Raw genomic sequence first — 10,498 nt, 5'->3', positions numbered from 1 at the left:
TGCTTTTCAGCGTGGCGCCCCGTGTCAGTGGGGTCGCATTATAGGGCGATCCGATTTTAGTGCAACCCTTTTTTTCGATCTTTTTGATCGTTCGAACAAACATTAACCAAACCCCGCTTTTTAGTATAAAAACCATGCAAAAAAGGACAAATCTTACTATCAGAACTATATTAATTATTGCGAAGTTTAATTAACTCGTTAAGATAGCTAACTCATTTGTTAAATTAATGTTTAACCTTCTTTTAATTGGTATATTTATATGAAGTCTTTTGATCATAAAGTAATTTTGATCACTTTGGTTATTGCAGTAGCGAGCTTTTTCATTGTTGATCTTGCATTAAGCTCTACACAGCTCGACGCTGCTCTTATGCTTGCCGTAGGTATTATCATCGGTAGTGTAGTAAGCCAGTTTTTAAAAAGTGATACACAACAAGAAAAACAATCAAACTTATCAACTACTACATTATATGTAGGTAATCTACCATATCGAGCCAACGAACATGTTGTCCGCGAACTTTTCGAAGAGCAAGGGCAAGTATTTTCAGTTCGTCTACTTAAGGATAAAAACACAGGCAAACGACGTGGTTTTGGTTTTGTTGAGATGTCTAAGCAAGATGCAGAAAAGGCGATTACTCAACTCAATGAACGTGAATTTCAACAGCGTACATTAAAAGTAAGAGAAGCAAAGCAAAAGCCTGAAAGTGAGATGGATCACTCACCCGCTTAATTAATCTTTATTTAAATTAATAATAGAGATTGCTTCTTTATTACCTATTACTGGTGCCGTTGCATAGAAACGTACTTCCGATGCACTCGGCACCTTTTCCCCTACTACTATTTGACTTCCCAGCAATGACACTGCGCGATTGGCTATTGCTTTGCCTGAATCAACCAGCTCAACATGCTTCTGTAAGCAATTCTTGATATCGTGAGCTATCAAAGGAAAATGTGTACATCCCAACACTAGCCTATCAACAGTGGCAGGAATGTTAAGCCGAGCTATTTCCGCGCAAAGTGCATCTTTATCCAACTCGTTATGCCAATAAAAGTACTCAGCGATCCTTACAAGCTCCGTTGAATGCAGAGTTTCAACTTTACAACCTGAGGTAAAATCCATGATGAGCTTATGCGTATAAGCATTATTTGACGTTGCAGGTGTTGCCAATAGTGCGATGTGCTTGGTCTTTGAACTAGACGCAGCAGGCTTAACAGCGGGAACAACGCCTATAATTGGAATATGGGTATGTTTTCTGGCTTCTTCTAATGCGTATGTTGAAGCGGTATTACATGCAATAACGATAAGATCAACATTGCCCAAGCATTGCTGTTGCCAACAAATAAGCCCCTTGATACGTGATTTGATTAGCTCTTGAGGCTGAAGGCCATATGGGAGAAAAGCGTTGTCCATAACATAACTAAATGAAACACCCTGCAAACATGCCTTTAAGTGCGACAGCACACTGGTGCCACCGATCCCTGAATCGAAAACCAAAATATGCGACAAACTTCATACCTCAAATCAAAGAAGTATGAAGTTTGCCATGAGTCCTCGCGAAAATAAACTGGCTTAGCTTGTTTGTTTTTGCTCTACTTGCTCTTTATTTAGTTCATTCAGTTTACTAAAAAAGCTACTAGCATAATCCAGAAACTCATTTAGTCTCGACCGACCTTCATTCATCCAAGCAAGCAGGTTTGGCAACTCCTTATCGGCATTGAGTCCCTTAGCTTGTTCTTGCATATCTGCTAACTGCTTATTGAGTGGCATAAATGCCTTCTCTAACTCCTTCATTGGATTGCCTTGCTGATATTGAGCAATCGCAGCTGACGTTTTACTTTGTCTTAGATCCATCGTGAAATTAGTGATCTGATCAGAGTTTAAGCTAAGCGACTTTGCCAAATCGAAAGCTTCATCGTATTCGCCACCGAAAAAAGAGTCACTGACATTGCGGATATCTTCCATCATATCGTTAATTGCCTGCTGCTCCTCTTCGTTCAACTCACCATTTACCTTAATTGAGAAACTGACCTCATGAGAGGACTTAGTGCCATATGCCATGCCATAATCATTACCTTTTTGTGCAACACTCGCAGCGGCTCCCTGAGAATACGCATCGGAGAATGAAATAACGACTTCATCCCCTTCAGCAGTTGTAAATGCATATTCAGCCTGATTAGAGAGACTCGCAAACTGTGCGGCACTGATCGCTAATGCCTTTGGCGATTTTTCTTCAAACAGCTCTTTTTCAAAATCATCTAAACCTTTAAAAATCCCTTCTCGTGACTTTTCAATACCATCTTCGATGTCGGGATTGAAAGCGCCCATGCCTTTTAACTCTTCGCTGGCTTCATCAATCCCCTGTAACACGCCCTTACGTGCCCCATCGAGCATGGATTTCAATTCGTCATCATTTTTGCCGTCGACTTTGGCTTTCTTCACTGCACCCTGAACAAAATCGAGTACATTTTTGACAATAGATTCAAAATCAAATAGTGGCTTGTCTTTTTTATCTTGTGTCGGTTTCTCAATCCCCAACGCTTCTGCTAGCTTATCATCAAGAATTTTAGCCGCTAGCTTAGATTTATTCCCCGCATAGCTGTCTGAATTAATTTGGATGTTTGGTCCTATCCCTTTGCTCTTTCCAGGCTTATGCTGCATCGCTGGATTGAGCAACTGATTTAATTGCCCGATTTTCATGGTATGCCCTCCAATATATTAGTTAGATTATCGGCATATTTGCGCAAAGCTAAAGTATAATGATTAAAAAAACAGCAAACCAGACGCATCAGTGATGCTAGACTGGACAAATTAGCAACGCTCCCTAAAATAGCGCCTCTTAATTCAACATAGATGGTTTTAGCATGGCAGTAATAAAAATTGATGATTCAGCATACGAGCAACAGTTAGCAGATAAAGCTGAGCGTATCACAACACAATTTGCACAGTTTAATGCACCAGCACTTGAAGTGTATGAGTCTGCAACTCGCCATTACCGCCAGCGCTGTGAATTTAGAGTATGGCATGAGGGTGAAGATCTGTTTCACATCATGTTTGACCAGCAAACAAAAGAAAAGATCCGTGTTGATAGCTTTGATCCTGGTGCGCTGCTTGTCAATGAAATGATGCAGGTGATGATACATCAGCTGAAAGGCAACGAAATATTGCGTCGTAAACTGTTTCAGATCGACTATCTCACTACGCTGAGCGGTGAAGTACTGATCAGCTTACTTTATCACAAGCAGTTAGATGAAGCGTGGCAAACTGCCATGCAGACATTAAGAACCGAGTTGCAACAAACCTACAAAGTTGATTTTATAGGTCGTGCTAGAAAACAAAAGATTGTGTTTGGCAATGACTATGTAACTGAAAAGCTAAGCGTTGACGGTAAAGAATATATTTATCAGCAGGTTGAGAACAGCTTTACGCAACCGAATGCACAAGTGAATCAGAAAATGCTAGCTTGGGCGCAGTCCATTAGTGAACCGCTAAGCAACGACCTATTAGAGCTTTATTGTGGTAACGGTAACTTTTCAATCGCATTGGCAGGCTCATTCAATAAAGTGCTGGCTACTGAGATCTCTAAATCATCAGTAAAGTCTGCACAATTTAATATTGCAGCAAATAAAGTCGATAACTTAGATATTATTCGCATGTCGAGTGAAGAGTTTACACAAGCCATGAAAGGGCAGAAGTTTTCTCGATTAGATGGTATTGATTTACAGTCCTATGATTGCCAAACGATTCTTGTCGACCCGCCTCGTGCTGGTATGGATGAATTGACCTGTCGCTTAGTTAGCAACTACGACAACATTATTTATATCTCATGCAATCCAGACACGTTAGAGCGTGATTTAGCCTTGTTATGTGAAACACATAAAATCGCACGTATGGCGATTTTCGATCAGTTCCCCTATACCCATCATATTGAATCTGGCGTTTACTTAGTGCGAAAGTGATCTCTAACGATTACGACTGGCTGCCATCGCTTTGATAAGTGCTGGCAGTTGAGTTTCGCTAAAGACTTGAATACCGGATTGCTGCAATAAAGACGCCGTCAGCCCCTGCCCTACTATTTTTTTACCTGTATGACTACCATCGTAAATCAGATTGCTACCGCAAGACGGACTGGACTCTTTTAACAACGCAAACTTTATATCGTGCTGAAGACAAGCCGCTAGCGCTTTTTTAGCACCGAGTTCAAACGCAGAGGTAAAATCATCCCCTTGTTTACTCAAAACTTTACCATCTACTATTTCAGCCGATGGACGAGGTGTTGGTAAACCACCTGATACTTCAGGGCATAGCGGTAAGACCCAATTTTTTTGCCGCCAATACTGCAAGGTATTGTCTTGAAGGCTTTGTGAAGAGGCGTCATACCTCACCGGATAACCTAATAAACAACTAGAAACTAAAATCTTAAACATAAAAAAGCCCCGCAACAATTGCAGGGCTAGTCTAATACAAATTAGGTTTTATTTCTTTGCTAAATAATTCACCAAAGCAGCAATTTGCTCAGGCTTAGTCGTACCAGACTCACGAAGCAATAGCTTGTATTTACCGTTTACCACGAACATTGGTACCCCTGTTAGCGCGCCTTTATCAGAAAGGGTCTTCTGCATACGCTGCATTTTTGATGTTTTGGTACGAACGGAGAAACTAGCATAAAGTTTATCAAATTTCTCTTCTTCAACACCTTGCGCAATAAAGATATCTTTTACATCAGCAAGTTCATTGATTTTTGCACGCTTGCCATGAATGTGATTAAACATGGCTGCAATTATCTTGTCTTTTTGAGGCAGCACTTCTGCAGTTGCAAGTGCTTGCGCCAACACCTGTTGGATCTCAGGCTCCCTTGGACCAACAAAATCTATGTGACTCTTTTTAAACTTAACGCCCTCATCTAGCTTTGGTTTAACGTCAACGATTAAATTTTCCATTGCGTTACAGGCTGGACAATAAAAAGAAAAATACTCCATTACCTCAGGCTTTTTCGTGCCACGCTCGGCAATAACTTCATAATGTACACCTTCTTCAAATGGCGCAGCCTGAGCAAGAAGAGGAAGCATTAGTGCAACCGCTAAGCCTTTTAATACTTTCAACATACTAACTTTCTCCAGTCCTTATTTTTTTAATAGATATGCGATCAATTCATCAAGCTGCTCTTGGCTCTTGATACCTTTCATTTCGATTCTGTATTTGTCGTTTACGATAAAAGTTGGAACGCCTGTAAGCGCACCCGCTTCAGAAAACTTTTCTTGTGCTTTAAGCATGTTATTTTCAGCACTCACTACTGGCATGCTCGTTACAGCCTGATCAAACTTTTCAGCAGAAATCCCATTTAACTCCATTAGCGTTTTCAAATCTTTAATGTCTAACAGTTTGTTTCTTTCAACATGAATAGCATTAAAAATCTTCTCAGCAATCACATCCGCTTTGCCTGCTTGATCAGCAATAATATAGGCATAGCTTAGGTTGCTCTGCGTTTCTGTAGGAACGCCTCGCAGGAAGTTCACATGGCTTTTTTCAAAGTACGCCCCCTCAGGTAAGTTCTTTTCAATCGCTTTTGCAATTGGCTCAAAGCGGAAACAGTGAGGACAGTAAAAAGAGAAAAACTCGGTAACTTTCTCTGATTCACTCTGTTCGGTTGTTAAGGTTGTGTAGTGCTCACCTTCGGTAAAGTCTGAAGCCATCGCAGCAATGGGCAAAAGTAATGCAATAAGTGCGATTTTTAATTTTTTTAGCATGTTACTCTCTCTAATTTTAAGGAAATAGGCTCAAACTTGGTTCATCTAATGCAGCAAATTGCTCTTTTAACGCTAAGATCTGTTGTTCCCAGTATTTGTCTGTCGCAAACCAAGAAAAGTTCCGTTCGAATGCAGGATCCTGCCAGCGCTGTGCCAACCAGGCCATATAATTCACCATTCTCATAGCACGTAGCGGCTCAATTAACGCAAGCTCTTTTGAATCAAACGGCATAAATTCTTCGTAACCCATAAGTAGGGTGTCTAACTGTACCAATTGCTCGTTGCGGTCGCCATTTAACATCATCCACAAGTCTTGTATTGCTGGGCCTTGCTGACAGTCGTCAAGATCCACCAACATCAATTGCTCTCTAGACCACAATAAATTTCCAGCATGACAATCCCCATGAAGCCGAAGTGTTTTGGCAACTTGATACTTTGAGGTTGCTTTGTTAATAACTTGCTCAAGAATAGTAACAAATGGAGTATGTAGATGACTAGGCACTAACTGGCTTTTTAGCAGTGTTTGTTGCGCATCAACCAAAAAACGCTGGGTATTGAGCCGTGGTCTATGCTCGAATGCTCGCTCGGCCGACAGACAATGCAAGCGCCCAAGGTAGCGACCTAAAATTTCTAAGTGATCTAGATTATCGAGCTCGAACTGGCGTCCACCAACGCTTGGAAACAACGTATAGCGATAACCTTCATAAAAATGCAGACTACGCCCAGTAATAAGTAAAGGTGCTACAACAGGCACTTCAGCTTCCTTCGCTGCCAATGCGAATTCATGCTCTTCTAGAATTTGTTCATCCGTCCAACGCGCTGGGCGGTAAAACTTCACCACATAACGCTTGCCGTCCTCAGCACCAAATTGATAAACACGGTTTTCATAGCTGTTTAAGGCCAATAATCCCGTTGTCGGATATATCTCAAGTGCCTCAATCGCATCTAAAATAAGATCCGGTGTCAACGCGTTAAAACTAAAATCGTTCATAATGTTTATAAAAAAGCGAGGTTTTATACCTCGCTTTTACCTTACTCTATTATCTTCCTTTGAAGAAATTGGTCGGCTGCGCCAGCCGCTCTTCAGGATCGTCTTGGTTAATAAGCACAAACTCAAATTCAGTGACTGGCTTTTTCAAATCATATGGATCAATCACAACAGAGAGTGGCACATCTAATGTCGTGCCTGCAGCTAAGTGCACCTCTTGCTTACCGATCACTTGATAATTACTTAGACCTGTTATTGCAATAGAAAATTTCTGCTCAACTTGCGCTTTGTTTATCACTTTCAAGGTATAGGTATTTTCTACCAATCCCTCAATATTGACACGATAAAGCTGATTTCTATCCCGAATAATATCAAGATCCATCGGCTTACGCATCGCAATGTTCGCAACTAATGCACCCGTGATAACGAGCAGAATCATTAAATAACCGATTAATTTACCACGTACTGGTTTGGTCTTTTCGCTAGATGATTCTAAATTGCGCTCTGTAGTGTAAGCAATCAATCCACGCGGGTAGTTCATCTTATCCATAACACCATCGCAGGCATCAATACACGCACCACAGTTGATGCATTCATATTGCAAGCCATTACGAATATCGATACCGGTAGGACACACCTGAACGCACAGGTTGCAATCAATACAATCTCCTAAACCTAGCGCTTTTGGATCTTGCTTGCGTCCTCGAGGACCTCGACTTTCACCTCGTTCGCTATCATAGGCGACGGTAAATGTGTCCTTATCAAACATGGCTGATTGGAAACGAGAGTAAGGACAGATGTGTAAACACATGATTTCCCTCATCCAACCGGCATTACCATAAGTACAAATGGTAAACACGATAATGCTAATGACGGAATAAAAGCCAGCAGAGAAAGTAAGTAAATCAGGGATCAACGAGCGGATTGGGGTAAAGTAACCAACAAAAGTGATTGCGGTATACAGTGAAAAGAGTATCCAGCTACCATGTTTTGCCGTTTTTCGCCAAAACTTGTCAAAATCCATCTCTCTCTGATCTAGCTTTTTCCGTTGGTTTGCAGTTCCTTCAAACTTTTCTTCAAACCAAATAAAAATAAACGTCCAAACGGTTTGTGGGCAGGTGTAGCCGCACCATACCCGGCCATAGAAGGTGGTCACCAAGAACAGAGCAAATGCCGCTATCATCAGAATAAAAGCAAAGATAGTCAGATCTTGTGGCCATAGTGTCATGCCAAAAATATTAAACTTCTGCTCAAAAATATCGAACAACACCGCTTGATGGCCGTGAAAGTTTAACCAAGGTAAAGCCATAAATGCCAACATACCAATAAAGCCGATACGCCTTCTTAGTAGTTGATGTAGGCCAGACACCGCCCGGACATATATGCGATTACGAGGATTAAAACGATCGGGCGTAGAGCTATTGAGCGATTTCCCTTCAGTGCCACCTATTGGCTTTTGAATTTTTACTTCAGACGGTATGTTTTTAACCTTGATTCTTTCGTTCTCCATGGAAGCTCCTTAGTGCTTTGGAACGAGATGCACTTGCTACAGTGACCTTGAAAAATACAGGCTAAACTATTGCAATGTGCCCCATGACATAGTTTAGCGCTTACTATTATACGCTTTGAAACTCTATGATTAATAGTAAGTTGAGCTAAAACCCACCTTAAATGATGAGAGACTTGTTGCGACCTGACAGACAAGTTTATTACACTAGGAACAAGATTTTTGTTAGCTAGATCAAATCAGCGTCAGATTATGAAAAAATTCTTAGTATTAGCCATTATAGTCGTTGCTCTGTTTACTGTGGATCATCCATTGATTAAAGAGCCAAGAGATAGATTACTCGGTCAAGGCGTTGAAGTGCTAAGCGAGTCCAGCAAAGTACAACGCAGTACGGCCGCAAGAATCGCCAGAGCCAACGTCGTAAAAGCAATTACCATGACAGATGACGAAAAGCGCTATATTGATGAAGCCCTTGCAACAGATGAAAAAGTAAGGCTTTTCCACCTCAAGTATTGTAAAGAAAACGACTATAACTTGTATTTTTACGGCCCCGATCTTGTCAAAATCTGTGAAATTGCAGAGCAAGCCATACATGAAGCGAAGGGATTATAATGGACTTTAGTCAATTAAATAAAAAGTCGGCAAAATCCTTTAATGATCAAAAAGCACTCATCAAAAAGCTTAGTCAGGGACGTGTTGTCAATTGCCCAAGCTGTCAGCAACCCATTGCTCTCAGTTTAAGCCAATCGACATCAAATAGAGCTGTGGCACAATGCCAACAGGGTTGCACATTTATCGAGCTAGATCTCGCGTAAAGCATTTTTGATTATTCAAATAGTCCGCTATTCACTGCGGCAACTTCGACTAACTCAGCATAAGAAGCAGCAAACTCGTCAGCCAATTGCGCTTGAGTTAGTTGAAACTCGGTCAGTGACTGTCCTACTTTCTCACAGTAAATCGTTAACTGTTGCTCACCAAGTGCAAAAAGCCCCAGTTGTTCTGTGCTCACTTGCAAAGCTTGTTTAATATCGTCGGCGAGCGGACTGGACATCAATTGCTCGTAAAAGGGCGTCGCCGCCATTAAAAACCCTTCGGCCCAATTAATTTTTTGCTCAAGTGGTGTTTCACCATTCCAAGGCAATTGAAATTCAGTTTCGTATACCTGCTCAGAAATTTCATGATGTAAAGCCATCAATGCAAATGCAATACTCTCATCTAGTTCGGGATCTGCGTTGGTTAAAGTCTTAAGCCACTTATCAACCTCAATACCGTTTGGGTCTATACAGGTAGCAAATAAATACCCTTGTAAAAAAGCAATATCAATAGAAAGTTTGCGCGCAGAAAAGTAGTTTTCTAAATTCAGCTGATCAGCTGCAGTAAAAGAGAAGTCGTGCATAGTGTTGCCTTGAACTTAGGCGCCGTCTCAGCGCCTACAAAAATGCTTTTATATTAATAACTAACCTGAGATTAGATTAACTAAAGTCTGATATGACAGAAGTATATTATAAATTTACTGGGTAACGACCTTCGCCATCCGGTCTACCCAAAAACTTAACCGCATCGTGTACTTCTTTTGGTAGACTCGCATCTGGCTTGATATTACCAGACACGCGAAACTGGAAATTGGCAGCTAGTGTCGCATCAGCCTGTAAGCCCAAGCGGTTTTCAGGGTCAACAACCACGGCAATATCTCCTGATTTACAATCGAGCTGACCGCTAAGGTCGCCGATACTAAACCAACCATTCATGCCTTTAACATCAATATTTGGACTACTTATCTCACCATTTAGTCCTTCGCAGTACGGTGCACCACTTTGGTACTCCTTCACATTGACAATAACGCGCCCTTTGGCATCAACCGGCAATGGCAGAGTTATTTGGTCCATAGCCTGCTCAACACTGAAACGAAGTGAGGCATTATTTACCGTCACGGATTTACTTACTAAATTCGATGAGAAATTAGCTTTTCCTGAGATCTCATTTTTATCTCTCGCATTACCAAACTGTACATTGCCTGCCAACTCACCGAGTAGTAATGACGACGGTTCAAGTTCCCACTTAACCTGATTCAATTGAATGTTATTAAATCTCACACCGCTCACTTGACCATGCCAAACAGAACCATTTACTGCACCTAGCTGCAAATTAGCTGGCAATTGGCCTTTAAAAACTTGCAGCAACACCGCTGCAGGCATAGTAAAAGCACTAAAAATAATAAATGCGAGTAAAAATATAATGAGTAGAGATAGTGTTTTTTTCAT

13 protein-coding genes are annotated in these 10,498 nt (G+C 41.2%); 4 read left to right on the top strand and 9 right to left on the bottom strand.

What is annotated here, in order from left to right:
• Positions 1-259 precede the first annotated feature (259 nt).
• On the top strand, positions 260-727 hold the full coding sequence (locus NO992_RS21875; RefSeq protein WP_010378552.1) for an RNA-binding protein: 468 nt from the start codon (positions 260-262) through the stop codon (positions 725-727).
• Here the strand turns inward: NO992_RS21875 and murI are convergent, their stop codons facing one another.
• Together murI and NO992_RS21865 are read right to left on the bottom strand one after the other, a co-directional pair.
• A complete protein-coding gene (gene murI / locus NO992_RS21870) occupies positions 728-1,504 on the bottom strand; it encodes a glutamate racemase (protein ID WP_010378550.1) in 777 nt (258 codons plus the stop codon).
• Positions 1,505-1,567: 63 nt separating this feature from the next.
• Entirely contained in the window at positions 1,568-2,695 is a 1,128-nt protein-coding gene (locus tag NO992_RS21865) for a DUF5610 domain-containing protein (protein ID WP_371380453.1), read from the bottom strand.
• A 164-nt stretch (positions 2,696-2,859) separates the two neighbouring features.
• On the opposite strand from NO992_RS21865, the gene trmA reads away from it, so the two are divergent.
• Positions 2,860-3,954: a tRNA (uridine(54)-C5)-methyltransferase TrmA gene (gene trmA, locus NO992_RS21860; protein WP_371380451.1), complete on the top strand. Its 1,095-nt coding sequence runs from the start codon at positions 2,860-2,862 to the stop codon at positions 3,952-3,954.
• A 3-nt stretch (positions 3,955-3,957) separates the two neighbouring features.
• Here the strand turns inward: trmA and NO992_RS21855 are convergent, their stop codons facing one another.
• Genes NO992_RS21855 through ccoG form a run of 5 tightly spaced genes read right to left on the bottom strand, consistent with a single transcriptional unit; the run spans position 3,958 to position 8,240 of the window.
• Positions 3,958-4,422: a DUF523 domain-containing protein gene (locus tag NO992_RS21855; protein WP_010378542.1), complete on the bottom strand. Its 465-nt coding sequence runs from the start codon at positions 4,420-4,422 to the stop codon at positions 3,958-3,960.
• Between the two features lie 48 nt (positions 4,423-4,470).
• Entirely contained in the window at positions 4,471-5,100 is a 630-nt protein-coding gene (locus NO992_RS21850) for a thiol:disulfide interchange protein DsbA/DsbL (RefSeq protein WP_017219427.1), read from the bottom strand.
• 18 nt (positions 5,101-5,118) lie between these two features.
• On the bottom strand, positions 5,119-5,742 hold the full coding sequence (locus NO992_RS21845) for a thiol:disulfide interchange protein DsbA/DsbL (protein WP_017219428.1): 624 nt from the start codon (positions 5,740-5,742) through the stop codon (positions 5,119-5,121).
• Between the two features lie 16 nt (positions 5,743-5,758).
• Complete coding sequence (locus tag NO992_RS21840) at positions 5,759-6,733, bottom strand: serine/threonine protein kinase (protein WP_371380448.1); 975 nt, start codon at positions 6,731-6,733, stop codon at positions 5,759-5,761.
• 49 nt (positions 6,734-6,782) lie between these two features.
• Positions 6,783-8,240 (bottom strand): cytochrome c oxidase accessory protein CcoG, encoded by a 1,458-nt coding sequence (ccoG, locus tag NO992_RS21835; RefSeq protein WP_371380446.1) that lies wholly within the window; start codon positions 8,238-8,240, stop codon positions 6,783-6,785.
• Positions 8,241-8,489: 249 nt separating this feature from the next.
• Between ccoG and NO992_RS21830 the strand changes: the two genes are divergently transcribed.
• Together NO992_RS21830 and NO992_RS21825 are read left to right on the top strand one after the other, a co-directional pair.
• Positions 8,490-8,849, top strand: a complete 360-nt coding sequence (locus NO992_RS21830; protein ID WP_026001103.1) for a hypothetical protein — start codon at positions 8,490-8,492, stop codon at positions 8,847-8,849.
• Positions 8,849-9,052 (top strand): hypothetical protein, encoded by a 204-nt coding sequence (locus NO992_RS21825; protein WP_010604378.1) that lies wholly within the window; start codon positions 8,849-8,851, stop codon positions 9,050-9,052. Before NO992_RS21830 ends, NO992_RS21825 begins: the two co-directional genes overlap by 1 nt.
• 11 nt (positions 9,053-9,063) lie before the next feature.
• On the opposite strand, the gene NO992_RS21820 is transcribed toward NO992_RS21825, so the two are convergent.
• Together NO992_RS21820 and NO992_RS21815 are read right to left on the bottom strand one after the other, a co-directional pair.
• Positions 9,064-9,633: a UPF0149 family protein gene (locus NO992_RS21820; protein WP_253107706.1), complete on the bottom strand. Its 570-nt coding sequence runs from the start codon at positions 9,631-9,633 to the stop codon at positions 9,064-9,066.
• Positions 9,634-9,739: 106 nt separating this feature from the next.
• On the bottom strand, positions 9,740-10,498 hold the full coding sequence (locus NO992_RS21815; RefSeq protein ID WP_371380444.1) for a type II secretion system protein N: 759 nt from the start codon (positions 10,496-10,498) through the stop codon (positions 9,740-9,742).

The organism is Pseudoalteromonas sp. DY56-GL79 (assembly GCF_041414765.1).
Taxonomy (GTDB): Bacteria; Pseudomonadota; Gammaproteobacteria; order Enterobacterales; family Alteromonadaceae; genus Pseudoalteromonas; species Pseudoalteromonas piscicida.
Note: the sequence above shows the minus strand (reverse complement) of the source record. Positions and strands in the feature narration are given on the sequence as shown.